Below are 25,081 nucleotides of genomic sequence, written 5' to 3' on the forward strand. Positions count from 1 at the left end.
TCTGCTCGACGGCCCGGGGGCTCTTCCCGAGCACCACCCCGGCCGCCACGCCCGACGGCCCGGATCCGTTTCCGGATCCGGGCCTTCGGGCTACTGAGTAGCGGGGACAGGATTTGAACCTGCGACCTCTGGGTTATGAGCCCAGCGAGCTACCGAGCTGCTCCACCCCGCGTCGGTGAACACAACCTTACGGGACCGTTCGGAGCAGGGCAAATCAGTAGTCCGGGTGACGGGTGTGGCGCCCGTTACGCCGTGAGCTCCTGGTGCAGCGCCTCGCTCAGCCGCGCCGCCCGCTCCGCGACCTCCGCCGGGCCGAGCTCCACCGCGCGGGCGCACCAGCGGCGCCCCTCGGTGAGCTCCCCGCGCCGCGCCGCGAGCAGGGCGAGGCGCAGCGCGGCCCGGCCGTGCCCGGCGTGCGCCGCGCGCGTCCACCACAGCGCCGCCTCCCGCTCGCCGCCCTCGCGCGCGAGCAGCAGCCCGAGGTTGAAGGCGCCGTTGCGGGAGCCCGCCTCGGCCGCCTCCCGGTACCAGCGGGCGGCCTCGGCGACGTCACCGCGCCCGGCGGCGAGCATCCCGACCCGCACCTGGGCGCGCCGGTGCCCCTGCTGCGCGGCCCGCTCGTACCACTCCTCGCACTCGCTCTTCTCCTCGCGCGGCGCGCCGAGCACCGGCGGGCCGGGCGCCGGGCGGCGCGCGTCGAGGACCGAGGCGAGCCGGAAGGCCGCCTCGGCGCTGCCGCCGCCCGCCGCGCAGCGCAGGTGGCGCTCGGCGCTCTGCTCGTCGCCGTCGCGCAGGCAGGCGATGCCGACCTGGAGCGCGGCCTCGGTGTGCCCGGCGGCGGCGGCCCGCTCGTACCAGCTCAGCGCGGTGCGGTCGTCGTCGCGGCCCGCGTGCAGGATGCCGAGGTTGAAGGCGGCGTCGACGCTGCCGGCCTCGGCCGCCTTGGAGAACCAGGGCTCGGCGCCGCCCGCGTCCCCGGCCTGCAGGAGCAGCACGGCGAGCGCGTTGGCCGCCTCGCGGTGCCCGGCGTAGGCGGCGCGGCGGTACCACTGCTCGGCCTGGGCGGTGCGCTCCTGCGCGGCGCAGAGCAGGCCCAGGTTGTAGGCGCCGTTGACGTCGCCCGCGTCCATGGCGGCCCGGTACCAGCGCTCGGCGGTCTGCTGCTCCCCGCGCGCGGCGTGCAGGGCGCCCAGCGCGTTGGCCGCGTTGCCGTCGCCGTCCTGGGCGGCGCGCAGCCACCACACGGCGGCGCTCTCCTCGTCGCCGGCGTCGCGCAGCAGGAAGCCGAGCGCGCAGGCGGCCTTGGCCTCGCCGTCCTTGGCGGAGGTCAGGTACCAGCGGCCGGCCTCCTTGAGCTCGCCGCGCCGCTCCAGGAGGACGCCCAGGTGCAGGGCGGCCCGCCGGTGGCCGCGTGCGGCGGACTGCCGGAACCACTGCTCGGCCTCGGTGAGCCCGCTCTTGGGCGCGGGCGCCCCGTCCCCGGCGGGTACGGAGCCGTCGGCGGCGGTGCGCAGCCCGGTGGCGGTGTCGTAGGTGTGCGGGCCGCGGACCGGCTCGGTGGCCCGCCGCTCCAGGGAGAGCGCCAGCCGGTAGGCGGCCTCGCGGTGCCCCTGCTCGGCGGCGGCGCGCAGCCAGCGCTCGGCGCCGACGTCGCTGCGGTGCTCCAGCAGGTCGGCGAGGGCGTACGCGCCGAGCGCGTGCCCCTGCTCGGCGGACTGGCGCAGCCAGTACTCGGCGCCGGGCTCGTCGCCGCGCTCGCGGTGGTGGCGCCCGAGGGCGTGCGCGGCGGGCGCGGAGCCGGCGACGGCGGCGACCCGCCACCAGCCGGCGGCCTCGTCCGGGTAGCCGCGCTGGTGCAGCAGGACACCCAGGTTGTTCGCGGCGGCGCGGTCGCCCTCGGCGGTGGCGCCGCGAAGATACGGCTCGGCGGCGTCCAGGTCGCCGCGGCGCAGCAGCAGTGCGCCGAGGACGCTCATCGCGGCGGCGTCGCCGTTCTCGGCGGCACGCCGGTGGCGGGCCTCGGTCTCGGCCTCGGTCTCGTCTGCGGCAGTGGTGTCGACGGCCTCATCGACGGCCCCCGCGGCCTCGATGATCTCGTCTGCGGCGTTTCTCGCGTGCCGCTGCACAAACCGCCCTGTCTCCAACAGAGTTGCCCTGTCCCCCATAAATACCATCGTCGCACCACCCGCAACCCGCGTACACCTGGTATAGCTCAGCCGGTGAGGTCACTTCAGCGTTTTGTCGACATGCCCACAGAGAGACAAGTCAAACACGAATCGCACCAACTCGCCCCCTCCGCACCGCTCTTCGGGGCACGCCGCTCCTCCCTGGACATGACGAAGGCCCGAATCCAGATGGATCCGGGCCTTCCTCTTCAGTAGCGGGGACAGGATTTGAACCTGCGACCTCTGGGTTATGAGCCCAGCGAGCTACCGAGCTGCTCCACCCCGCGTCGGTGAATACAACCTATCACGACGCGGGGGCGGAGCCTTCCGGGGTGTCAGCCGCCCGGACTCGCCGGCGGGGTCGTCGCCGGAGTCGCCGGCGGGCTCGCGGTGGAGCCCGGGGTCGTCTTCGGCGCGGGCTTGGCCCCGGGGGCCGGGGCCTGGAGCTTCGCCCCCGCGTCCGCGGCCCGCTGGAGCGCGTCCTGGAGGGCGTCCTGCGCCTTGCCGTAGGCCGCCCAGTCCTGCTTCTGCAGGGCCGCCTCACCGTCGTCGTACGCCTTCTGGGCGTCCGCGATGGCCTGCTTCAGCGCGGCGTCGTTGCTCGCCGGCGGGGTCGGCTGCGTCGGCTTGGTGGTGCCCGGCGGCTGGGTCGGCGGCGGGGTGTTGCCCTCGACCCCGAAGACCGCGTTCAGCGCCTCCGTGAGGGTGTTCTCGAACACCGTGGTGTCCTTGGTGGTGTCGCCGTCCGGCTGGTCCGCGTCCACATAGGACACCGCGACCTTCTTCAGCAGCGGGTACTGCGCGTTGCGGCCCTGGGCGTACACCGGCTCCACGTACAGGAAGCCGCCGTCGAGCGGCACCGTCAGCAGGTTGCCGTAGAGGATGTCGGAGTCGGCGCCCTTCATGTCCCGTACGAAGGTCGCCACCGACGGGAGGCTGTTGAGCTTGTTCTGCACCTGCTGGGGTCCTGGGACGTCCGAGGTGACTCTCAGCAGCCTTATCTTGCCGTAGTCCTTGCTGTTGGCATCGGCGTCCACCGCCATGAAGGCGCCCAGGTTGGGCCGGCCCGCCGGGGTGAACGTCGTCGTCAGCGAGAACTGCTCGGCCGACTCCCCGGGCATCTTCATGCTCAGGTAGTACGGCGGGACCGCGTTGCCGTCCTTGTTGGTCGGGTCGTCCGGCACCTGCCAGGCGTCCGAGCCGCTGTAGAACTGCGCCGGGTCCTGCACGTGGTAGCGGGTGAGCAGCTCGCGCTGGACCTTGAACATGTCCTGCGGGTAGCGCAGGTGCTTCATCAGGTCCTGGCCGATCTCCGAGCGGTCCTTGACCGTGCCGGGGAACGCCTTCATCCAGGTCTTGAGGACGGGGTCCTTCTCGTCCCACTGGTAGAGCTTCACCGTGCCGTCGTAGGCGTCGACGGTGGCCTTCACGGAGTTGCGGATGTAGTTGACCTGGTTCTGCTGGGCGACGACCGCGCGCTGCTGGTTGCCGACCGTCAGGGAGTCCGCCGTGGTGTCGCCGAGCGTGGTGCGCGAGGCGTACGGGTAGCCGTTGGTGGTCGTGTAGGCGTCGACGATCCACTGGATGCGGCCGTCCACGACCGCCGGGTAGGCGTCGCCGTCGATGGTCAGCCAGGGGGCGACCGCCTCGACGCGCTCCTTCGGCGTGCGGTTGTACAGGATCCGCGAGCCCTCGCCGATGGCCCCCGAGTAGAGGATCTGCGGCTCGCTGAAGGCGACGGCGTAGGCCGCGCGGTTGAACGTGTTGGAGAGGCTGACCCCGCTGTTGCCCTGGTAGCTGGTGGTCTTCTCGCCGTTCTCCTCGTAGTCGAGCTCCTTCTGGGGCCCGCCCACGATCGAGTACTGGTCGGTCTTCTCGCCGTAGTAGATGCGCTGCTCGTACGGGCCGAGCGAGCCCGTGGTCGGCAGCCCGGACTCGGTGAAGACCGGCGAGCCGTTGGCGTCCGTCTGGGTGCCCGCGGCCATGATCGCGCCGTAGCCGTGGGTGTAGGTGAAGTGGTCGTTGATCCAGTTCCGCTTCGGGATGCCCTTGATGTTGAGCTCACGCAGACCGACGACGGTGTCCTTGCCGTCGTAGCGGTCGACGTCCAGGGTCAGCGGGAACTGGTAGTACTTCCGCTTCTGCTCCAGCTGCTGGAAGGTCGGCGACACGACGTTCGGGTCGATCAGCCGGTAGCTGGCGGCCGTGTCGGCGTCCGCGCGGAGCTGGTCCTTGGCCTTGACCGTCGACTTGCCCGAGTAGTTCTCCGGCTCGGTGGTGTCGATGTCGTACGCCTTGCGCGTGGCGTCGATGTTCTTCTGGATGTACGGCGCTTCCTTGGCCTGCTCGTTCGGCTGGACCTGGAACTTCTGCACGATGGCCGGGTACAGGCCGCCGATCAGGATCGCCGAGAGCACCATCAGGCCGAAGCCGATCACCGGCAGCTGCCAGGTGCGCCGCCACAGGGTGGCGAAGAAGAGCAGGGCGCAGATGACCGCGATGCAGAACAGGATCGTCTTCGCCGGAAGGTAGGCGTTGGCGTCCACGTACCGCAGACCGGTCCAGTTGCCGGTGGCCTTGAAGTCGCTGGACTTCACCGCGAGGCCGTACCGGTCCAGCCAGTACGCCACGGCCTTCAGCGACACGAAGACGCCGAGCAGCACCGACAGGTGCCCGGTCGCCGCCGCCGTGGCGCGCGCGCCCGGACTGGTGACCCGCAGGCCGCCGTACAGGTAGTGCGTGAGGGCCGCCGCGATCAGCGAGAGCACCGTGGCGCCGAAGCCGAAGGCGAGCAGGAAGCGGTACCAGGGCAGGTCGAACGCGTAGAACGACACGTCCAGCTGGAACTGCGGGTCCTTCTGTCCGAAGGAGACCCCGTTCACCCACTGGAGCCAGGTGCGCCACTGCCCGGAGGCGGAGGCGCCCGCGATGAGGGCAACCAGGGCCGTGACGGCGAGCAGCACCCACTTCTTGAAGGGGGCCAGTCCCATCCGGTAGCGGTCGAGGCTCTGCTGCTCCAGCGACATCGCGCTCAGCGGCGGCCGCAGCCGGTAGGCCAGCCAGATGTTCAGCCCGACGGCCAGCCCCATGAGCAGGCCGAAGACCAGGAAGAGCCCGATCTTGGTCCACAGCGTGGTGGTGAACACGGACGAGTAGTGGACCGACCGGAACCAGAGCCAGTCCGTCCAGAACCCGGCGAACATCACGAACACCATGGCGAGGACGGCCAGCACGCCCAGCGTCATCAGCAGCGTACGGGCCCGCCGGGACGGCCGGCCGACTCTGATCCTTGGCCCGGACGGGCCTGTGCCGCCTCCGCGGTCCGGCATCTGGAAAGCCAACGTGCGCCCCTCGAGGTTGATGCGTCGATAAGCAGGCTCCGCGATCGTAGAGCCCACTGATGCAACTTACTGAGGCTTTACCGAGTTCCCGCGGGCCCCGGCGTTTCCCACTCCGGGGAAGTCCCGGAGGGATCCGGGGGGTGTCCGGAAGGAGCCCGGGAGGAGTCCGGGCGCCGGAGGAGGCAGGATGTTGCCCATGTCCAACGTTTCCCCCACCGGCCCCCAGATGGCCGCGAGCCCCCTCACCCGGGCCGTCCTCGAGATCGACGAGTACGCCTCGGGCCTCGGCTGGGACCGGCCGGCCCGGCTCTTCGCCCTGGTCGACACCGCCCGGCTGCGCGCCCGGGAGCCCTCGCTCGCCTCCCAGCTCGGGCTCGCCGCCGAGTCCGCCGGCTACACCCCGATCGAGCAGGACGAGGTGCCGACCTCCGTGCCGCTCGACAAGTTCCTCGGCACCGTCGTCTGGCCCGACGCGGTCGCCGGCTGCGCGCTGACCGTGGAGCGGATGATGCTGCCGCCGTCCGCCGAGGCCGCCGTGCCCAAGGACCTGGGCGGCGCCGCGCTCGCCAAGTGGGTGGCCCGGCACCCGGACCGCCAGGAGGTCCGGATGACCGTGGCCGTGCTGCGTGACGGCACGCGCGAGGCGGCCATCCGGCTGCGCGAGAAGGACTCGGCCACCGAGGTGCTCACCGGGCCCGACCTGGTGCCGGGCCTCGCCGAGGCGCTGGCGGCGACCTTCGTCTCCTGAGCCGCCCGCCGGGGTCAGCCCTTGGAGCAGCTGGGCAGGGACGCCGTGTCGCCCTTGCGCAGCAGCTCCAGGGACTTCGTCGCGTCGTCGATGGTGTTCACCTTGATCAGGGTGAGCCCGTCGGGCGTGTCGGCGGCGGCCGCGGCGCAGTTGTCCGCCGGGGTGAGGAAGTACTGGGCGCCCGCGTCGCGCGCGCCGACCAGCTTCATCTCGATGCCGCCGATCGGGCCGACCTTGCCCTTGTCGTCGATGGTGCCGGTGCCGGCGATGAACTTGCCGCCGGTGAGCGACTCCGGGGTGAGCTTGTCGACGATGCCGAGCGCGAACATCAGCCCGGCGCTGGGGCCGCCGACGTCGGCCAGCTTGATGTCGATGGTGAACGGGAAGACGTGGTCGGTGCCGGCCTGGATGCCGACGATGGCCCGGTCGCCCTCCTCCGACTTGGTGGTGGTGAGCACCACCTTCTCGGTCGTCTTCGCCTCCCGGTGGGCCTTCTCGGCCGCCGCCGCCTCCTTGGCGGGGACGATCGTGAACTCGACGTCCTGGCCGGGCTTGCGCTTGGTGACCTGCTTGGCGACGTCGCCGGGCTCCTTGACGGCCACGCCGTCCACCGCGCGGATCACGTCACCGGCGTGCAGCCTGCCCTCGGCGGGGGTGCCCTTGACGACCGTGGCGACGACGACCCGGGTGGTCACCGGGATCCCCAGCTCCGCGAGGGCGGCGACCTTGGCGCTCTCCTGGGACTGGCTGAACTCCTCGGCGTTCTCCTGGCTCGACTGCTCCTCGGTCTTCCCGTCCGGGTAGAGGGTGTCGTGCGGGACGACGACGCTGTCGTGGGCGAGCCAGCCGTAGACCGCCTCGACGGCGTTCATGTTGTAGTCCGCGCCGGTGACGCGCACCGTCGTCATGTTGAGGTGGCCGTCGGTCGGGTAGGTCTTGCGACCCGAGATCTGCAGGACCGGCTCTCCACGGGCCTCGCCGAGGGTGTTCACCGTCGGGCCGGGGCTCATCTCCGAGTACGGCACCGGGATGAGGACGCCCACGCAGAGCAGCGTGATCAGGACCAGGGTGGAGGCGAGCATCGTCGCGGTGCGGCGTGGCATGGAACGACAGTACGGGACCGGCCTGTGAGTGCGCCTTCGGGGCTCAGCCGGTGGTGGTGCCCGTGGCGGGGGTCGGAGCGGCGGCCGCGGGGGCCGGTTCGTGCTCCGGGCGGGACGAAGCGGAGGCGGGGGTGTGGGACCGCTCCATGGCGTCCCTGAACCGCGCGTAGCCCGCGAGCTCGGCGACGTCTCCTATGGTCTTGTTGCGTGAAGCCCAGCTTCCCCATATCGCCGCGCCGACGACTGCGAAAAGCGGAATCAGCAACCAGGCGAGCGCTGCCATCCCGACCTCCCATCCCCAGTGGTCCCCAGTGAGTTGATCAGCAGATTATTCATCCGTGGGACCAACGCTCACGCCTGGGGGACGGTTACGCAAATCGGGGCGTTCGACTACGTGTCGTCGGCGTGGCTCCTTGCGTTCGAGCCGTCACCCCTCGTATGCGCGCCCTTGATTCAGCAAGCGCCGACCCACTCCTCCGTACCGTCCGAGAAGGTCTGGTGCTTCCAGATCGGGACCTCGTGCTTGAGGTCGTCGATGAGCTTGCGGCAGGCCGCGAACGCCTCCGCGCGGTGCGGGCAGGAGACGGCGACGACGACCGCGATGTCACCCACACGGAGGTCACCCACCCGGTGGACGGCGGCCAGCGCGCGCACGGGGTAGTCGGCCACGACCTTCTCGGCGACCCGGCGCAGCTCCGCGTCGGCGGAGGGGTGGCAGGAGTAGCCGAGGCCGTCCACGTCGGCGCCGCCGTCGTGGTTGCGTACCGTGCCCACGAAGAGCGTCATGCCGCCGGCGGCGTCGTCGCCGACCGCGCGGAAGACCTCGTCGACCGAGAGCTCCGTGTCGCGGATCGCCAGCAGCCGGATCGGGTCGTCCGCGCCCAGCTCGCCGGGGTGGTCGCTCGGGAGCGTGTGCGTGTGTGCCATACCGTCCATCGTGCCGCACGGGCCGGACGACACGGAATAGCGTTTTCGCCCGGTCGCGCCGCGCCTCCCTAGGAGGGTCCTACAGGAGCCGCTCCCAGGCGGGCCCGGCGGCGCCTACAGGCCGCGCCGCTTCCGCATCTGCCGGACCAGGGCCGCCGTGCCCAGCAGGGCCACCGTGGCACCGGCCGCGCCCGCCGCCGTCGCGTCCTTGCGCCCGAGCCGGCGCCCGGCGACGGTGTGCCGGCCCTGCACCTCCTCCAGGAGCGCGGCCAGCACCTCCTCGTTGGTCCAGCGCGGCCGCCAGCCCGCGTCGTGCAGCCGCCCGACGCTGACGACCCAGGGGTGCATGGTGTACGCCAGGTCGCCCGCCGGGGACGGGGTGAGCCCGATCCGGTGCAGCCGGGCCGCGGCGCCCAGGGCGACGGCCGAGGGCAGCTCCATGCGCCGGATCCCCGACAGCTCCTCGACCTCCTCCTGCTCCAGCCACCCCTCGCAGCCGACCGCGAACTCCCCGTCGACCTTCTCCAGGGCCGCGTACTCCAGCGCGCTGACCAGGTCGTCGACGTGGCAGAACTGCCAGGTCGGCCGGGACCCGGCGACCACCAGCAGCCGGGGCGACTCGAAATAGCGGGTCAGCGCCGTGTCCGTACCGCCGATGAGCACGGCGGGCCGCACCACGGTCACGTGCAGTCCCGGGTGCGCGCGGGGCGCGCGGCGGCCGAGGCGCTCGATCTCCAGCAGGTCGCCGACGCCGGTGGCCTCGGCGGTGGCGCGCAGCTCGGCGTCCTCGGACAGCGGGATGTCGTTGTCGGGGAGCGCCCCGTAGACCATGGTGGAGGTGCAGAGCACCACCCGGTGCACCCCGGCCGCCGCGGCGGCCGTCAGCACCGTCTGGGTGCCGCGCACGTTGTAGGCGCTCCGGGCGGCCGGATCGGTCTCCAGGTCGAGGTCGACGGCCAGGTGCACGACCACGTCGGCGCCGCGCAGCTTCTCGGCGATGGCCGGATCGCGCACGTCGAGGATGTGCCACTGCGCCTCGGAGACCTCGCCCCGGCGCTCGTCGATGGCGATGACCTGCTTGATCTCCTCGGACGCGGCGAGGCGCCTGGTCAGGAGGTCGCCGACGCCTGTCGCGGCACCGGTGACCGCGACGACGGGCCCGCGCGCGGCGGACCTGGCCGAGTGGTTTCGCGCTGCGCGAACCTGAGGATCTGGGGAACTCACCGGGCGTCTCCAGCGGTTGTCTTCAGTACGTACCCGAATGACGCGTACGTACCAGGTGGCGTCCATCCTGCCGCAGCCCACGGCCCGGCGGAGCATCGAGCCCGGATCCGGCACGGATGTCTACGCTGGTGGTGTGGAGTCGGGGAGGCGAGCCGAGCCGAGAATCCGCCGTCGGACGTGAGACCGGCGGCCCTACGAGCCGAGGAAACCTGTGAGTGACACCCCATTCGGATTCGGCCTTCCGCCGGAGGAGCCGGAGAACGGCGACGAGGGCAAGAAGAAGGACCCCGCCGGAGGTGGCCAGGGGTCCGGTGGCCAGGGCGGAAACCCGTTCGGTTTCGGCGGGCTGCCCGGCATGGGCGGCGCGGGCGGGGACAACCCGTTCGCCGCGATGTTCGGGTCGCTGAACCCGCAGGACCTGGGCGCGGCCTTCCAGCAGCTCGGCCAGATGCTCAGCTACGAGGGCGGTCCGGTCAACTGGGACATGGCCAAGCAGATCGCGCGCCAGGTCGTCGCGCAGGGCACCCCCGACGGCGTCAAGGACGCCAGCGTCGGCCCGTCCGAGAAGGCGGCGGTCGAGGAGGCGGTGCGCCTGGCCGACCTGTGGCTGGACCAGGCGACCTCGCTGCCCTCGGGCGCGAACACGGCGGTGGCCTGGAGCCGCGCCGAGTGGGTCGAGGCGACCCTCCCGGCCTGGCAGCAGCTCGTCGACCCGGTCGCCGAGCGGGTCGGCACGGCCATGGGCGACGTGCTCCCGGAGGAGATGCAGGCCATGGCGGGCCCGCTGATCGGCATGATGCGCTCCATGGGCGGCGCCATGTTCGGCCAGCAGATCGGGCAGGCCGTGGGCGCGCTCGCGGGCGAGGTCGTCGGCTCGACGGACGTCGGGCTGCCGCTCGGCCCGGCCGGCCGCGCCGCGCTGCTCCCGCTGAACGTCGAGGCGTTCGGCAAGGACCTCGGCGTCCCCGCCGAGGAGGTCCGGCTCTACCTGGCCCTGCGCGAGGCCGCCCACCAGCGTCTCTTCGCGCACGTGCCGTGGCTGCGCTCGCACCTGTTCGGCGCGGTCGAGGGCTACGCGCGCGGCATCAAGGTGGACACCTCGAAGCTGGAGGAGGCGGTGGGCCAGCTCGACCCGACCCACCCCGAGCAGCTGCAGGAGGCGCTCCAGCAGGGCATGTTCCAGCCGGAGGACACCCCGGAGCAGAAGGCGGCCCTGGCGCGCCTGGAGACGGCGCTGGCGCTGGTCGAGGGCTGGGTGGACGCGGTGGTCCACGAGGCCGCGAAGTCGCGCCTGACCTCGGCGGACGCGCTGCGCGAGACGCTGCGGCGGCGCCGGGCGACAGGCGGCCCGGCGGAGCAGACCTTCGCGACCCTGATCGGCCTGGAGCTGCGTCCGCGCCGGCTGCGGGACGCGGCGCGGCTGTGGGCCTCGCTGACGGACGCGCGCGGGACGGACGGCCGGGACGCGCTGTGGGAGCACCCGGACATGCTGCCCACGGCGACCGACCTGGACGACCCGGACGGTTTCGTGCACCGCGAGCACCTGGACTTCTCCGAGCTGGACAAGATGCTCGGCGAGGCCGCGAAGGGTGACGCGGAGGGCGGCTCCGAGGGCGACGACAAGGGCAAGGGCGGTTCGTCCGAGTGAGCCTGTACGACGACGCGGTCCTCGTCCTGAAGGGGTACGAGGACCAGCCGGAGCTCCGCGACGTCTATCTGGCGCATCTGGCGGAGCACCCGGACGGCATGTACAAGCCGTGCACGGCCGGTCACCTCACCAGCAGCGCGCTGGTGATCGACCCCTCGCGCGGGCGGGTGCTGCTGACCCTGCACAAGAAGCTGAACATGTGGCTCCAGATGGGCGGCCACTGCGAGCAGGGCGACCCGACGGTCGAGGCGGCGGCGCTGCGCGAGGGGACCGAGGAGTCGGGCATCGCGGGGCTGACGCTGCTGCCGGGCGGTCCGGTGCGGCTGGACCGGCACCCGATCCCGGCGCCGTGCCACTGGCACCTGGACGTGCAGTACGCGGCGCTGGCCCCGGCGGGCGCGGAGGCGGCGATCAGCGACGAGTCGCTGGACCTGCGCTGGTTCGCGTACGACGAGGTGGCGGAGGTGGCGGACACCTCCGTGGTGCGGCTCCTGGAGAGCTCGCTGCGGCGGCTGTGACCCCCGCGCACGGGTAAGGGGCGGTCGCCGTGGCGACCGCCCCTTACCCGTGCCCGTCCGTGCCTCAGCTCCAGGCGTTGTTCTGGTTCTGCCCGTGGGCGCCGTGCTGGCCGACGCCGTACTGGGCGGCGAGGCCCTGGCCGACGGCGGCGTGCTGCGGCGGCATGACCTCGCTCGGCTGGACCAGGGCGAAGCCCTGGCCGAGGAAGCTGAGCTCCCAGCCCTCGCCGGTGCCGCCGCGGCGGCGGCGGACGCCCGAGTTGTGGGTCTGCGCCTGCATCTGGACCCGCAGCCCGGTGGACCAGGCGACGATCGCGTCGGCGTCGACGCTGACGTACTTGTCGGGCGTGACGAGCATCATCAGCGGCTGGCCGGAGGTCATCAGGGCGACCTTGCCCCGGCCGGAGATGTTCAGCTGGTACTTGCCGGTGCCGGAGACGCCGTACTGGCTGTCGACGGCGATGACCTCGGTGTGCAGCGTGGAGTCCAGGGCGAGGACGTACGAGCTGTCGACGGTGAGGCCCTCCTGCTCGACCTCCACGACGTGGATGTCCTGGGCGAGGTTGGCGAAGTAGACCGTGCCCTGGCCGGAGCAGCGCATGAGGTCGAGTCCCTCACCGGTGCGGGCGCGGGCCCGGCGCTGGCCGGAGGACTGGTACTCGCCGTCGAAGTCGACGAGCCCCTGGTAGGCGACCATCGCCCCCTTGCGGGCCAGGATGTCGTCCTGGCCGCCGAGGGTGACCCGCAGGAGCTGCGGGTTCTGGACGACGTACCGCTCCTGGCTCTGCTGTTCGGCGTGGTTGAAAAGCGGGCTCTGCATGGTGTTTTCTCGCTCCCCCTCAGCCCCGGATCCGCATCCGGTCGGTGCTGTCCTCGCTCGGCTGTACGACGACGATGCCCTGGCCCGAAAAGGCCATCTGGTACGCCTCGCCGCTGCCCCGCCCGATGAGGGAGGAGGCTTTGAAGCTGCGCTTGCCCTTGACCTTGAGCGCGGGCGACCAGGCGACGAGCGCGTCCGGGTCGACGTAGGTCTCGTCCTCGCCGCGCCCGCAGTCGACGACGACCGGCGTCCCGCGCGAGGTGAGCGCGACCCAGCCGGTGCCGGCGACCTGGACGTTGAAGAGGCCCTGGCCGGCGAACTTGGCGAGGCCCTTGACCCGCTCGACGCCCCACTGGAGGTGCGCGTCGAAGGCGAGCAGATTGCTGCCGTTCACCGACAGCGCCTCGCCGTCGAGGTTGATGACGACGACGTCGGCGCCGTAGTCGGCGAGGTAGAGCAGTCCGTCGCCGGAGCACTTCATGACGGGGGCGCCCTCGCCGGTGAGCCACTGGGAGGCGACCTGGCGGACGGCGGGCGGGTTGGGCTCGTAGGTGATGAAGCCCTCGTAGGCGACCATCGAGCCGCTGCGCGCGTAGAGGTCCTGGCCGGTGGCCATGGCGACCTTGAGCATGGAGCGGCCGTGGTTCTCCATGCGGGCCGTGACGGGGGTCGGGGCGTAGCCCGCGAGTTGCTGGTTCATGGTTCCGGGCTCCCTCAGACCTCGTAGGGCTGGACGACGATGAAGTTGCCGGGGGCGCCCCGGAACTGCAGGTTCACCGTCTCCCCGCTGTGTCCGGGGTACGCGTTGCGGCGCAGCCGGACCTGGCTGGAGAGGATGACCTGGGAGGCGGCCGACCAGGCGACGACGGCGTTGCAGTCGGCGAAGGTGGTCGGCGTGACGGGCAGCACGACGGGGACGCCGTGGGTCTTCACGACGACGGTGCCGGTGCCCTGGAACTGCATGGTGAACAGGGCGCCGCCGGGGATGCCGTGGCCCTCGATGCGGCGGACCTCGTGGTGGAGCGACTCGTCGAAGGCGAGGACGTTCTCGGCGGAGACGCAGATGCCGTCGCCCTGGAGCTCGATCGGGTGCAGATGGGCGCCGTTCTCGGCGAGGAAGACCTGGCCGCGGCCGGTGCAGCGCATCAGCTGCATCTCCTGGCCGGTGGCGTTGCCGACGATCCGGCCGGCGAAGCCCGCGCCCTTGTAGCCGAAGTCGACCTTGCCCTGGTACATGACCATAGAGCCCTGGCGGGCGAGCACGGGGGCGCCGCCCATGGCGAGGTCCACCCGCATGAGCTGCTGGTTCTGCGGGGTCCAGCGGGCGCCGGTCGCGGCCTCCTTGTACGGCGCGAGCGCGGCGGCGAGCCCGGCACCGGTGGCGGGGGCGCCCTGGGGGACGCCCGGCTGCGGGGCGAATTGCCCGGGGACCTGGCCGAACTGCGGCTGCCCGTACGGGGCGGGGGCCGGCTGCCCGTAGCCGGGCGGCGGGGTCTGGCCGGGGACCTGCCCGTACGGGGCGGAGGGCTGCGGCGGCTGCCCGTACGGCGCGGGGGCCGGGGCGGGCGGAGCGGGCGGGGCCGCGGGCGCCAGCGGCGCGACCATCGTCGGCGCGGTGTGCACCGGGGCGGGCGCGGGCGCCGGGGCGGGCGGCTGCGGGGCGCCGAAGGAGGGCGCGGGAGCGGGGGCCGGGACCGGGGCCGCGGGCGCCGCGGGGACGCCGAAGACGGGCGGGGCGGCGGCCTGCGCGGGCGGGGCGAAGCCGGGGGCGGCGGCCGGGGCCTGCGGCGCGGCGGGCTCCTCCTCGGCGACCTCGCCGCCGAAGTTCCTCAGCAGCGCCTCCAGGCCGCCGTCGAAGCCCTGGCCGACGGCGGCGAAGCGCCAGACGTCCTTCAGGTAGAAGTCGCCGAGCATGACCGCGCGCTCGGTGGAGAACTCCGCGCCGGTGAAGGCGTAGCGCGCGACCTCCTCGCCGCCCGCGACGATCCGGATCCAGCCGGGGCCGACCTGCGACATCTGTCCGGCGCCGTCGATGGTGGCGGTGAAGGACAGCTTGTGGATGTGCGCGGGGATCCGGTCGAGGGTGACGCGGAAGGACTCGGTGTCACCCGCCTGCGCGCCGAGCTGCTGGAGGGACTCCTCGGGCGACTTCGGCTGGTTGAAGAAGACGAAGTACCGGTCGTCCGAGAGCCGCTCGTCCGCGTCGAGGCCGAAGCAGCTGATGTCGAAGGTCAGACCGGGCGCCGCGATCTGCACGCCCACGTACAGATCGGTGCCCGCCGTGAGATCACTGATCTTGGCCTTGTGGCCGCGTTGGAATTCCCTGGCCATATGTGACGACCGTCCCCCATCCCGATGCACGATTGCGTCGCGCCAGGCTAACGGCTGCCCACGACATCCGGCCAAGCCCGAACGCATTCGGTACAGAACCGGAGCACTTCCGGAATCACTCCTCGGGAGCGGTCGGCAGATGCGGCAGCCGACCCGCGGCCACCACGCCCTCCAGATAGCCGCGGGCCCGTTCGGTGCGCGGATACGCCTCCAGGAGGCGCCAGAAGCGGGGCCCGTGACCGGGCACGAGGAGGTGGGCCAGCTCGTGGCAGAGGACGTAGTCGACGACGTACTCGGGCATCCCCTGGAGCCGGTGGGAGAGCCGGATGCTGCCCTCGGAGGGGGTGCAGGAGCCCCAGCGGGTGTTCTGGTTGGTGACCCAGCGGACGGAGCTGGGGCGGGCCCGGCCGCCGAAGTACTGCTCGGCGAGGCGCTCGGCGCGCTCGGTCAGCTCGCGGTCGCCGAGGACGCCGCGGCTCTCCTGGGCCGCCAGCTTGTCCAGCATGACGGTGACCCAGCGCTGCTCCTCGGCCTCCGACATCCGGGCCGGGATGAGCACGATGGTCCGGTCGCCCTCGCGGTACGCGGAGACGGTACGGCTCCGGCGCGAGCTTCTGCGGACCTCGACCGCGCTCGTCCCGGAACCGCGGGGCGGATCGCTCGTCACGCTGCGCTGTGGGTCGGCCGGCACCTGCCCGACGTTACCCGCTGGCGGCGCGGGAAGTCCCGCACCATTCAAATGATTAATGCCACGGGCCTGTGGACAACTTTCCGCGCCGATCGCGCCGCCGGGGCAATCTGACCTCGGAGCCGAAAGGCCCGGCAGGACGAAGAAAGATCATTAAGGATTCTCGGAGGGGGCGGGGACATGCATCCGATGGTCAAACCGGCGCTGCGGCGCGCCTGGCGCGATCTGCAGTACGTGCAGTTCGGGGTGACGCCCGCGCACGCGGTCGTCCTGGGGCCCGTGGACACGACGACCGGGAGCCTGATCGGGCTGTTCGACGGGACCCGCGGGATGGAGCTGCTGCGGGCGGAGGCGCGGGCGCTCGGGCTGCCCGAGGGGCATCTGGAGGCGCTGCTCGGGCGGCTGGCCGCGGCGGGCCTGGTCGCCGACGCCGCGCTCCAGCGGGCGGACCCGGCGCTCGACCCGGTGCGGGCGGACCTGGCCTCGCTCTCCGTGGTGCACCGCGCCCCGGACGGCGCGGCCCGGACGCTGGCGGCGCGGCGGGCGCTGCGGGTGCGGGTCAGAGGTGCCGGGCGGGTCGGCGCGGCGGTGGCGGCGCTGCTGTCGGCGGCGGGGGTGGGCCGGGTGGAGGTGCTGGACGGGGGCGCGGTCACGCCCTGGGAGGTGTCGCCGGGCGGGATGCCCGCCGAGGCGGTCGGCGAGCGGCGCGCGGTGGCGGCCCGGCGGCTGGTGGGCCGCTCGGCGCCGGGCGGCCGGGCGCCGCGGGAGCTTCGTACCGGACCGGGTGACGCGGGCGGCGAGCCGGGACTCTCACTCGTGGTGGTGACACCCCGGGACGGCCTCGGGGCCTATGTGCCGGACCCGCTGCCGGCCGAGGACTGGATCGCCACCGGCACCCCCCATCTGTACGCGGGCGTCCTGGAGGCGACGGGGGTGGTGGGCCCGCTGGTGCTGCCGGGTGCCACCGCGTGCGCGGGGTGCGGGCAGCGGGAGCGGTGCGAGCGGGAGCCGGTCTGGCCCCGGCTGCCCGCGCAGTGGCGGTCCGGGGCGCCGCACGCGCTGCCCGCCTGCGACGTGGCGCTGGCCTCGGCGGTCGCGGGCCTCGCGGCGGCGCACGCCCTGGCGTTCCTGGACGGGGACCCGCCGTCGAGCACCGGGGCCCGCTGGGAGGTGTCGCTGCCGTCGCTGGAGTGGCGGGCGGAGCGGCTGCGGGCCCATCCGGAGTGCCCGTGCGGGGCCTGGCGCGCACGAAGGGCGGAGCCTTCCTCGGCGGCGGGGAGGGCGCAGGACACAATGGCGGGATAGGGCCTGCCCGGCACGGCAGTCTGGGACTTGGAGGGCGCAATGTCTGATCTTCCCCGGAAGGCGGTCACCCGGACCGCCAAGTTGGCCGCGTTGCCGCTGGGCTTCGCGGGCCGGGCCACCTGGGGGCTGGGCAAGAGGATCGGCGGGAAGTCGGCGGAGCTCGTCGCGCGGGAGCTCCAGCAGCGCACGGCCGAGCAGTTGTTCAAGGTGCTCGGGGAGCTCAAGGGCGGGGCGATGAAGTTCGGGCAGGCGCTGTCCGTCTTCGAGTCGGCGCTTCCGGAGGAGGTCGCGGGGCCCTATCGGGCGGCGCTGACCAGGCTCCAGGAGGCGGCGCCGCCGATGCCGACCCGGACGGTGCACGCGGTGCTCGCGGAGCGGCTCGGCGAGGGGTGGCGGGAGCTGTTCCTGGAGTTCGAGGAGAAGCCCTCGGCTGCGGCCTCGATCGGGCAGGTGCACCGGGCGGTGTGGCACGACGGGCGCGAGGTCGCGGTCAAGGTGCAGTATCCGGGGGCGGGGGACGCGCTGCTGTCGGACCTGACCCAGCTCAGCCGCTTCGCCCGGCTGCTCGGCCCGCTGATCCCGGGGATGGACATCAAGCCGCTGATCACGGAGCTGCGCGACCGGGTCGCGGAGGAGCTGGACTACGGGCTGGAGGCGCAGGCGCAGCGGGAGCACGCGGCGGAGTTCGCGGACGACCCGGACGTGGTGGTCCCGGCGGTGGTCCACCAGTCGGAGCAGGTCCTGGTGACGGAGTGGATGGACGGGCTCCCGCTGTCGGAGGTGATCGCGGACGGCACCCCGGAGCAGCGGGACCGGGCCGGGCAGCTGCTGGCCCGCTTCCTCTTCTCCGGTCCCGCGCGCACGGGCCTGCTGCACGCCGATCCGCACCCGGGGAACTTCCGCCTGCTGCCCGGCCCGGCGGGCCCGGCCGACGGCGACGGCCCGGGCGGCGACGACTCGGGCGGCGGGGCCGGGGAGCCCGGGAGCTGGCGACTGGGGGTGCTGGACTTCGGCACGGTGGACCGGCTGCCCGGCGGGCTGCCGGAGACGATCGGGACCTGTCTGCGGATGACCCTGGCCGGCGACGCCGAGACGGTCTACCGGCTGCTGTGCGAGGAGGGCTTCGTGAAGGAGTCCATCGCGCTCGACCCGGACGCGGTCCTGGAGTACCTGCTGCCGATCATCGAGCCGGCCGAGGCGGAGTCCTTCGTCTTCACCCGGGGCTGGATGCGCGCCCAGGCCGCGCGGATCGCCGATCCCCGCTCCCCCGCCCACCAGTTGGGCAAGCAGCTCAATCTGCCGCCGGCCTATCTGCTGATACACCGCGTGACGCTGAGCACGATCGGGGTGCTGTGCCAGCTGAACGCGACGGTCCGGCTGCGGGACGAGCTGGCGGCGTGGCTGCCCGGCTTCGCGGAAGAGGAGGCGGCGGCGGAAGAGGCGGAGGGGTAGGGGTCACCACCAGGCGGAGTCCAGGCGGCCCTCGATGGCCCTGATGTTGGCGCGGGCGCACTCCTCGCAGAAGTACTGGCGGGTGCCGTTCTCCACCGAGCAGGTCCAGGTCAGCGGCAGCTCCCGGGCCGTCCTGCCGCAGCGGACGCACACGTACGGGGCCTCGGGGGTGGGGGCGTCGTTCACCTTCGTGACGATAACCCGACGAGCGGCCTTCGGCGGGGCAACGCACCGCGGGGGCCGGTCCGTTCGGACCGGCCCCCGCGGGAGGTGATTCCTGGCTGCCTGGGTCAGTGCATGACGGCCATGGCGAGCGCGCGGCGGGCGCGCATGGACACGCGCTCGGCGCGCCGCTGCATCCGCCGGGCGGCGACCAGGCGCACGGCCTGGCGTTCCGCGTCGACTTCGCGCAGGCGGTCGTGCATATGGGCACGGGCCAGGGCTTCTGGGATGAGTTGCATCTCACGGGTCCTGTTCTGACGCGAGCGGTTCGCGCCGAGGATCGAAACGTCTGGGGTCGCGGAGCCGGAGGGCTCGTGGGCGGGCGAGGTCATCGGGGCCTGCTTCTGGGGATCGTGCGTGAGGGGGCGGTCGATGGTTCCGGTGACGTTCATGCCGCGACAACCGGGTTCTTGCGCGGACGGCCACGGGGCCGCTTGCGGGCGACGACCACGCCCTGGACGAAGAGCTCGCCACCCCAGACACCCCAGGGCTCACGGCGCTCCTTGGCGCCCGCGAGGCAGGCCGCCATCAGCGGGCAGGTCCGGCAGAGGGACTTGGCGTACTCGACATCGGCCGGGGACTCGGCGAAGAAGACCTCGGGGTCGAAGGAGCGGCAGGGGACGGGCACGCCGAGGTTCTCGATGGCGTCGTCGAGCGCGGTCAGCGCGGTGAGGGGGGTCAAGGTGGAGTCCTCCGTGAGGCCGGGCGGGGGGATCGTTTCGGAAGGCGGTACGGACGGGGCGTGCGCTTCGAGTTGCACGGGGTGTTCTTCCTCGTCTGTCGTTCCGGCCGGTGGGCCGGGATCTCTGCTGGTACCGGTTGCTGCTGGTCCCGAGGCCCCTTCGGTCCGTCGTCCCCGTTCGGGGACAAACAGAAGGGCCGCGGATCCCGGGTGGGGTTCCGCGGCCCTGAAGGCGCCGGCCTGATCGAAGATCAGGCTGGATCACTCCAGGGTTCGAGCCCACGGAAGGCCCACATCAGGTGGTGCTGCGTCGTCTGCTGCTTCGTCTCAAAACCGGCACCGGTCGCCGCAAAGCCATAAGCCGTGGCCTTGCCTGCTACTCCTGCTTCCAGTGCCTTGGTCGGTCGCTCATTGGTCTCAGGCCGCTCGACCAGCAGGTCCGCCATGCCGAGAACGGGCATACCGGTGCCGGGCAGAGTGCTGACCAGGAGAGCCGAGGTCGCGAAGGACGCCGAGGTGCAAAGAGAGCCGGAGACGGACGCGTCGGCGGTGAAGCCGAGAGCGCTGGCGGAGACGACCGAGCGATCGGTCATTTTGGCGGTGCTGGTCTTGATGTTCTCGATGATGCTGATCACTGGAATCGCCTCCCTTCGGCGTCTCGGAGGGCTCGGGGTGAGCCGGACCCTCATGTTTATTTGGACAAGTACAGCACGAAGACAGGGCTTCGAAGAAGCCGCTGTTTCCGTGGTTAAGAACCTATGGGGCTTGACGGGGCGGGCGCAAACTATTTTTCCGACGAGTTTTCCTCAGGTCTCGTCGTCGCTTCGTCCACGGTCCTCACCTGCGCAGATGGCGAGAACGTCGGCCCCGAAGCGGTCGAGCTTGCGGACGCCCACCCCGGGGATCCCGACGAGCTCCCCGCCGGACTCCGGGACCCGCTCGGCGATCGCCATGAGCGTCTTGTCGGTGAACACGCAATAGGCCGGCTGGCCGAGTCGGCCGGCCTGTCCGGCCCGCCAGTCGCGCAGCCGCTCGTACAGCCCCTCGTCCATGTCGGACGGGCAGTCCTCGCAGCGCATCAGCTTCATCTCGCCGGCGTCGGTCAGGGTGGTCCCGCAGACCCGGCAGCGGGCCGGACCGCGCCGCCCGCGCCGCTCGGGGCGGCCCCCGGCGGCGCCGCGCTCGATCCCGCCGCCGCCTCCCGCCCCGGCCGTCCCGCGCGTCCCGGAGCCGGGCCGCAGCCCGGTCAGGAAGCGGGTGGGGCGCCGGGAGGCACGGCCCCCCGGGGAGCGGGAGAGCGCCCAGGAGAGCGTCAGGTGGACCCGGGCCCGGGTGACGCCCACGTAGAGCAGCCGGCGCTCCTCCTCGACCTGCTCGTCGGTCTTGGCGTACGTGATCGGCATCATGCCCTCGGCGAGGCCGACCAGGAAGACGGCGTCCCACTCCAGGCCCTTGGCGGCGTGCAGCGAGGCCAGCGTGACGCCCTGGACGGTGGGCGCGTGCTGGGCGGCGGCCCGCTCGTCGAGCTCGGCGACCAGGTCGGAGAGGGTGGCGCCGGGCCGGGCCCGGGCGAAGTCCTCGGCGAGCCGGACCAGCGCGGCCAGCGACTCCCAGCGGTCCCGGACCGCGCCGGAGCCGGTCGGCGGGCGCTCGGTCCAGCCGGTGCTGGAGAGCACCGCGCGGACCTGGGCGGGCAGGTCGTCGACGTCGTCGAGGAGCGCGTCGTTCCCCCCGGCGCGGGCGGCGCCGCGCAGGGCGACACCCGCCTTGCGGACCTCCTCGCGGTCGAAGAAGCGCTCGGCGCCGCGCAGCTGGTAGGGGACGCCGGCGTCGGCCAGGGCCTGCTCGTAGACCTCGGACTGGGCGTTGATCCGGTAGAGCACGGCGATCTCGCCGGCCGGGACACCCGCGGCGATCAGGTCCCGGATCCGGCGGGCGGTGCCCTCCGCCTCGGCGGGCTCGTCCCCGTACTCCGCGTAGCGGGGCTCGGGGCCCGGGTCGCGCTGGGAGACCAGCTCCAGGCGGTGCTCGGCGGCCCGGCCGCGGGCCTGGCCGAGCAGCCCGTTGGCCAGGTGGACGACCTGGGGGGTGGAGCGGTAGTCGCGGACCAGCTTCACGACCGTCGCCTCCGGGTGGCGGACCCGGAAGTTCAGCAGGTGGTCGGGGGTGGCGCCGGTGAAGGAGTAGATGGTCTGGCTGGCGTCGCCGACCACGCACAGGGTGTCGCGGTCGCCGAGCCACAGGTCGAGCAGGCGCTGCTGGAGCGGCGAGACGTCCTGGTACTCGTCGACCACGAAGTGCTGGTACTGGCGGCGGATCTGGTCGGCGATGTCGTGCCGGTCCTGGAGGATGGCGACGGTGAGCAGCAGCACGTCCTCGAAGTCGATGACGTCCCGGTCCCGCTTGAGCTGCTCGTACATCGCGTAGACCTGGCTGATCTCGGCGGGGTCGCGCGGGGCCTCGCGGACCGACTTGGCGACGGCGGCCGGGTAGTCGGCGGGGACGGTCTGGGTGACCTTGGCCCATTCGATCTCGCTCGTGACGTCCCGCAGCTCGTTGCGGTCGAGGCGGATCCGGCAGCGGGCGGCGGCGTCGGCGACGAGCTGGACCTTCCGCTCCAGCAGCCGGGGCAGCTCTCCGCCGACGGCCTTCGGCCAGAAGTACTGGAGCTGGCGGAGGGCGGCGGAGTGGAAGGTGCGGGCCTGGACGCCGCCCGCGCCGAGCTGGCGGAGCCGGCCGCGCATCTCTCCGGCGGCGCGGTTGGTGAAGGTGACGGCGAGCACGCTCGCGGGCGCCAGGATGCCCGCCCTGACCCCGTAGGCGATGCGGTGGGTGATGGCACGGGTCTTGCCCGTGCCCGCCCCGGCCAGCACGCACACCGGTCCGTGCAGGGCCAGGGCGACCTCGCGCTGCTCGGGGTCGAGCCCGTCGAGCACCGCGTCGGGCGTCTCGGGGACCCGCGGGAAGAGAGTGGGGGGCGTTGCTGCTGTCACTCCGCCATGCTGCCAGGTCCCGTCGGCGCGTGCGGCGGCTCGTCCACAGGGATGTGTCACCGGTCATATGAACGGCGAAGGGGGCCGGATCCGGGAATGGCCGGGTCACCGCGTACGTTCTTCCCTCGGACCCGACCGCGAGAAGAGGAGCGCCAGGCCATGCAGGGCACTGTGACGATGTACAGCACGACGTGGTGCGGCTACTGCCGCCGGCTGAAGAGCCAGATGGACCGCGAGGGCATCGCGTACACGGAGATCAACATCGAGCAGGACCCGGACTCGGCCGCGTTCGTCGAGAAGGCCAACGGGGGCAACCAGACCGTCCCGACCGTCCTGTTCCCGGACGGCTCGACCCTGACGAACCCGTCGCTCGCCCAGGTCAAGCAGAAGATCGGCGCCTGAGCCCGCGGCGCGCCCCTCGGCATGGAACAGCCCCCTCCGGCATGACCGGAGGGGGCTGTTCCATGTTCCGCGGGGCGGGGTCAGAGCACGTCGCCCGGCTTCGGAAGAGGCTTGCCGTACCAGAGCTCGATCAGGCGGGAGGCGATCGAGATGCCGTACGGCGGAAGGACCTCGCCCGACTCGAAGGCGGCGGTCAGGTCCTCGCGGGAGAACCAGCGGGCCTCCTGGATCTCCTCGCCGTCCACCGCGATCTCGGAGGAGGTCGCGCGGGCGAAGAAGCCCAGCATCAGGCTGGACGGGAAGGGCCAGGGCTGGCTGGCCACGTACTCGACCTCGCCGACCGTGACACCCGCCTCCTCGAAGACCTCGCGCGCCACCGACTGCTCGATGGACTCGCCCGGCTCGACGAAGCCGGCCAGGGTCGAGAAGCGGCCCTCCGGCCAGTGCACCTGGCGGCCCAGCAGCGCCCGGTCCTGGTCGTCGGTGACCAGCATGATCACCGCCGGGTCGGTGCGCGGGTAGTGCTCGGCGCCGCACGCCTGGCAGCGGCGGATGTGGCCGGCCGCCGCCACCACGGTCCGCTCCCCGCAGCGCGAGCAGAAGCGGTGCAGCCGCTGCCAGTTCTCCAGCGCCACCGCGTGCACCATCAGGCCCGCGTCGCGCGGCGAGAGCAGCAGCCCCGCCTCGCGGAGGCCGGCCGGGCGGGCGGACTGGTCCATGCGGCCCGGCAGGCTGTCCTTCTGGAGCGCGAAGTACGAGACGCCGTCGGCGTCCGTGCCCAGGAAGTAGCGGTGGGTCTCGGTGACCGGGGCCTCGAAGGCCGGGGTCATCACCAGCTCGGTACGGCCGTCCGGCGTGTCGTCGATCAGCACCTGGCCGCCCGAGACCACGAACACCCGGGTCGTGGGGTGGCTCCAGGCCGCCGCCAGCCACGCCTCGTCCAGGCGGTGGTGGGCGGCGCGGTCGATGCCGCTCGGCGCGGTCAGTCCGATCGGACGGTCCGCGGCCTCGTTACGGAAGGTGCTCACAGGTGCTTCCAACTCCCCCGGATCGGTGGATCAGGCGTTCTGGCGGCTCAAAGGGCGGCGGGCAGGTCGCCCCAGAGGTGCGCGGTGGCCTCGACGCCCTTCATGAGGAGGTCGAGCTCGACCTTCTCGTTCGGGGCGTGCCAGCCGTCGGAGGGCACCGAGATGCCCAGGAACAGGACGGGCGCGCCCAGCACGTCCTGCAGGTCGGCGGCGGGGCCGGAGCCGCCCTCGCGGGTGTAGCGGACCTTGGCGCCGTCGAAGGCCAGGCTCATCGCCCCGGCCACGGCCTTCAGGGCCGGGTGGTCCAGCGGGGTCAGGCACGGCCGGGTCGGGGCGCCGAAGACGATCTCGTACCGCACGCCGGACGGGACCAGGCCCGCCAGCCAGCCGCGGACGGCCTTCTCGATGTGCGCCGGGTCCTGTCCGGCGACCAGCCGGAAGGACAGCTTCAGATGGGCGGCGGCGGGGACGATCGTCTTGCCGCCGGGGCCCTGGTAGCCGCCGCCGATGCCGTTGACCTCGGCCGTCGGGCGGGCCCAGACGCGCTCCAGCGTCGAGAAGCCCGCCTCGCCGAGGGTGCCGTGCGACTTGGCGGTGGTCAGCCAGCCGGCCTCTTCGAAGGGCAGCTCGGCGATGAGCGCCCGCTCCGCGTCGGAGAGCTCGGTCACCCCGTCGTAGAAGCCGGGGATCGCGACCCGCTCGTCCGCGTCGTGCAGGGCGGCGACGATCCGGCCCGCGACGGTGGCCGGGTTCGGCACCGCGCCGCCGAAGGAGCCGGAGTGGATGTCCTGGTCGGGGCCGTACAGGTCGATCTCGCAGTCGGCGACCCCGCGCATCCCGGTGCACACGGTCGGGGTGGTCTCGGACCACATGCCGGTGTCGGAGACGATCACGATGTCGGTCGCCAGGCGCTGCGCGCGCTCCTCCACCAGGACGCGGAAGTGCGGCGAACCGGACTCCTCCTCGCCCTCCACCAGCAGCTTCAGGTTGACCGCGGGCGCGGTGCGGCCGGTCGCGGCGAGGTGGGCGCGGACGCCGAGGGTGTGGAAGAACACCTGGCCCTTGTCGTCGGAGGCGCCCCGCGCGTACATCCGTCCGTCGATCACGGCCGGCTCGAACGGGTCCGTGTGCCAGCCGTCCTCGCGCGCGGCGGGCTGCACGTCGTGGTGGCCGTAGACCAGCACCGTCGGCGCGTCCAGCTCCCCCGACGGCCACTCGGCGAAGACCGCCGGGGCGCCGTCGGTCTCCCAGACCTCCACGGTCGGGAAGCCCGTCCTCGCCAGCCGGTCCGCGAGCCAGTCGGCACTGCGCCGCACGTCGTCCGCGCGCGCCGGCTCCGCCGAGACCGACGGGATGCGCAGCCACTCGGCGAGCTCGTCCAGGAAGGCGGCGCGGTGCTCGGCGACGTACGCGCGGACGGCCTCGGCGCGGGCGGTGTGGACGGGACGGACGGCGTTGTCCGGGGTCTGGCTCATGGCTCCGAG

The 25,081-nt window shown here is 72.8% G+C and carries 23 protein-coding genes and 2 tRNA genes; 6 read left to right on the plus strand and 19 right to left on the minus strand.

Annotated features, from left to right (window positions below):
* Positions 1 to 98: 98 nt before the first annotated feature.
* From AB0C99_RS14080 to AB0C99_RS14095, 4 genes are all read right to left on the minus strand, one after another.
* Positions 99 to 172, minus strand: a tRNA-Met gene (locus AB0C99_RS14080).
* A gap of 73 nt (positions 173 to 245) precedes the next feature.
* On the minus strand, positions 246 to 2,174 hold the full coding sequence (locus tag AB0C99_RS14085; protein ID WP_362474292.1) for a tetratricopeptide repeat protein: 1,929 nt from the start codon (positions 2,172 to 2,174) through the stop codon (positions 246 to 248).
* 204 nt (positions 2,175 to 2,378) lie between these two features.
* Positions 2,379 to 2,452 (minus strand) — tRNA-Met (locus AB0C99_RS14090).
* A 48-nt stretch (positions 2,453 to 2,500) separates the two neighbouring features.
* Positions 2,501 to 5,494 carry a UPF0182 family protein gene (locus AB0C99_RS14095; RefSeq protein ID WP_362474295.1) on the minus strand — a complete coding sequence of 998 codons (2,994 nt, stop codon included), beginning with the start codon at positions 5,492 to 5,494 and terminating at the stop codon, positions 2,501 to 2,503.
* Positions 5,495 to 5,702: 208 nt separating this feature from the next.
* Here AB0C99_RS14095 and AB0C99_RS14100 point away from each other — a divergent pair, with 208 nt between their 5' ends.
* A complete protein-coding gene (locus AB0C99_RS14100) occupies positions 5,703 to 6,254 on the plus strand; it encodes a PPA1309 family protein (protein ID WP_362474297.1) in 552 nt (183 codons plus the stop codon).
* Between the two features lie 14 nt (positions 6,255 to 6,268).
* On the opposite strand, the gene AB0C99_RS14105 is transcribed toward AB0C99_RS14100, so the two are convergent.
* The 4 genes from AB0C99_RS14105 to AB0C99_RS14120 form a co-directional block, all read right to left on the minus strand.
* Positions 6,269 to 7,357, minus strand: a complete 1,089-nt coding sequence (locus tag AB0C99_RS14105; RefSeq protein ID WP_362474299.1) for a PDZ domain-containing protein — start codon at positions 7,355 to 7,357, stop codon at positions 6,269 to 6,271.
* A gap of 43 nt (positions 7,358 to 7,400) precedes the next feature.
* Complete coding sequence (locus tag AB0C99_RS14110) at positions 7,401 to 7,622, minus strand: hypothetical protein (RefSeq protein ID WP_362474628.1); 222 nt, start codon at positions 7,620 to 7,622, stop codon at positions 7,401 to 7,403.
* A gap of 188 nt (positions 7,623 to 7,810) precedes the next feature.
* Positions 7,811 to 8,284 (minus strand): molybdenum cofactor biosynthesis protein MoaE, encoded by a 474-nt coding sequence (locus AB0C99_RS14115; RefSeq protein WP_362474302.1) that lies wholly within the window; start codon positions 8,282 to 8,284, stop codon positions 7,811 to 7,813.
* 114 nt (positions 8,285 to 8,398) lie between these two features.
* On the minus strand, positions 8,399 to 9,508 hold the full coding sequence (locus tag AB0C99_RS14120) for an SDR family oxidoreductase (RefSeq protein WP_362474304.1): 1,110 nt from the start codon (positions 9,506 to 9,508) through the stop codon (positions 8,399 to 8,401).
* A 211-nt stretch (positions 9,509 to 9,719) separates the two neighbouring features.
* Between AB0C99_RS14120 and AB0C99_RS14125 the strand changes: the two genes are divergently transcribed.
* Together AB0C99_RS14125 and AB0C99_RS14130 are read left to right on the plus strand one after the other, a co-directional pair.
* A complete protein-coding gene (locus AB0C99_RS14125) occupies positions 9,720 to 11,156 on the plus strand; it encodes a zinc-dependent metalloprotease (RefSeq protein ID WP_362474307.1) in 1,437 nt (478 codons plus the stop codon).
* Positions 11,153 to 11,674, plus strand: a complete 522-nt coding sequence (locus AB0C99_RS14130; protein WP_362474309.1) for an NUDIX hydrolase — start codon at positions 11,153 to 11,155, stop codon at positions 11,672 to 11,674. The genes AB0C99_RS14125 and AB0C99_RS14130 overlap by 4 nt, the downstream gene beginning before the upstream one ends.
* Before the next feature lie 64 nt (positions 11,675 to 11,738).
* On the opposite strand, the gene AB0C99_RS14135 is transcribed toward AB0C99_RS14130, so the two are convergent.
* The 4 genes from AB0C99_RS14135 to AB0C99_RS14150 form a co-directional block, all read right to left on the minus strand.
* Positions 11,739 to 12,494, minus strand: a complete 756-nt coding sequence (locus tag AB0C99_RS14135) for an AIM24 family protein (RefSeq protein WP_362474312.1) — start codon at positions 12,492 to 12,494, stop codon at positions 11,739 to 11,741.
* Between the two features lie 19 nt (positions 12,495 to 12,513).
* Positions 12,514 to 13,194 carry an AIM24 family protein gene (locus tag AB0C99_RS14140; RefSeq protein ID WP_362474314.1) on the minus strand — a complete coding sequence of 227 codons (681 nt, stop codon included), beginning with the start codon at positions 13,192 to 13,194 and terminating at the stop codon, positions 12,514 to 12,516.
* A gap of 14 nt (positions 13,195 to 13,208) precedes the next feature.
* Complete coding sequence (locus AB0C99_RS14145; RefSeq protein WP_362474317.1) at positions 13,209 to 14,825, minus strand: TerD family protein; 1,617 nt, start codon at positions 14,823 to 14,825, stop codon at positions 13,209 to 13,211.
* A 115-nt stretch (positions 14,826 to 14,940) separates the two neighbouring features.
* Positions 14,941 to 15,516, minus strand: coding sequence for a M48 family metallopeptidase (locus AB0C99_RS14150; protein WP_362474319.1), 576 nt, complete (start codon positions 15,514 to 15,516; stop codon positions 14,941 to 14,943).
* A gap of 177 nt (positions 15,517 to 15,693) precedes the next feature.
* Between AB0C99_RS14150 and AB0C99_RS14155 the strand changes: the two genes are divergently transcribed.
* Entirely contained in the window at positions 15,694 to 16,818 is a 1,125-nt protein-coding gene (locus AB0C99_RS14155; protein WP_362474322.1) for a ThiF family adenylyltransferase, read from the plus strand.
* Positions 16,819 to 16,857: 39 nt separating this feature from the next.
* Positions 16,858 to 18,270, plus strand: coding sequence for an AarF/ABC1/UbiB kinase family protein (locus tag AB0C99_RS14160; RefSeq protein WP_362474325.1), 1,413 nt, complete (start codon positions 16,858 to 16,860; stop codon positions 18,268 to 18,270).
* A 3-nt stretch (positions 18,271 to 18,273) separates the two neighbouring features.
* On the opposite strand, the gene AB0C99_RS14165 is transcribed toward AB0C99_RS14160, so the two are convergent.
* The 5 genes from AB0C99_RS14165 to AB0C99_RS14185 all read right to left on the minus strand — a co-directional run bounded on the left by AB0C99_RS14165 (position 18,274) and on the right by AB0C99_RS14185 (position 22,167).
* A complete protein-coding gene (locus AB0C99_RS14165; RefSeq protein ID WP_362474328.1) occupies positions 18,274 to 18,456 on the minus strand; it encodes a hypothetical protein in 183 nt (60 codons plus the stop codon).
* Positions 18,457 to 18,560: 104 nt separating this feature from the next.
* Positions 18,561 to 18,884 carry a hypothetical protein gene (locus tag AB0C99_RS14170; protein ID WP_362474331.1) on the minus strand — a complete coding sequence of 108 codons (324 nt, stop codon included), beginning with the start codon at positions 18,882 to 18,884 and terminating at the stop codon, positions 18,561 to 18,563.
* Positions 18,881 to 19,252 carry a WhiB family transcriptional regulator gene (locus AB0C99_RS14175; protein WP_362474334.1) on the minus strand — a complete coding sequence of 124 codons (372 nt, stop codon included), beginning with the start codon at positions 19,250 to 19,252 and terminating at the stop codon, positions 18,881 to 18,883. The genes AB0C99_RS14170 and AB0C99_RS14175 overlap by 4 nt, the downstream gene beginning before the upstream one ends.
* Before the next feature lie 173 nt (positions 19,253 to 19,425).
* Entirely contained in the window at positions 19,426 to 19,809 is a 384-nt protein-coding gene (locus AB0C99_RS14180) for a hypothetical protein (RefSeq protein WP_362474337.1), read from the minus strand.
* Positions 19,810 to 19,980: 171 nt separating this feature from the next.
* Positions 19,981 to 22,167 carry an ATP-dependent DNA helicase UvrD2 gene (locus AB0C99_RS14185; protein ID WP_362474339.1) on the minus strand — a complete coding sequence of 729 codons (2,187 nt, stop codon included), beginning with the start codon at positions 22,165 to 22,167 and terminating at the stop codon, positions 19,981 to 19,983.
* A 159-nt stretch (positions 22,168 to 22,326) separates the two neighbouring features.
* Between AB0C99_RS14185 and AB0C99_RS14190 the strand changes: the two genes are divergently transcribed.
* The gene (locus tag AB0C99_RS14190; protein WP_062752343.1) at positions 22,327 to 22,569 is read left to right on the plus strand and encodes a mycoredoxin; all 243 of its coding nucleotides are present in this window, start codon (positions 22,327 to 22,329) and stop codon (positions 22,567 to 22,569) included.
* Positions 22,570 to 22,649: 80 nt separating this feature from the next.
* On the opposite strand, the gene nudC is transcribed toward AB0C99_RS14190, so the two are convergent.
* On the minus strand, positions 22,650 to 23,597 hold the full coding sequence (gene nudC, locus AB0C99_RS14195) for an NAD(+) diphosphatase (RefSeq protein ID WP_362474343.1): 948 nt from the start codon (positions 23,595 to 23,597) through the stop codon (positions 22,650 to 22,652).
* 47 nt (positions 23,598 to 23,644) lie between these two features.
* Positions 23,645 to 25,072 carry a dipeptidase gene (locus AB0C99_RS14200; protein ID WP_362474346.1) on the minus strand — a complete coding sequence of 476 codons (1,428 nt, stop codon included), beginning with the start codon at positions 25,070 to 25,072 and terminating at the stop codon, positions 23,645 to 23,647.
* Positions 25,073 to 25,081 lie beyond the last annotated feature (9 nt).

Source organism: Streptomyces sp. NPDC048659, from assembly GCF_040650575.1.
Taxonomy (GTDB): domain Bacteria; phylum Actinomycetota; class Actinomycetes; order Streptomycetales; family Streptomycetaceae; genus Streptomyces.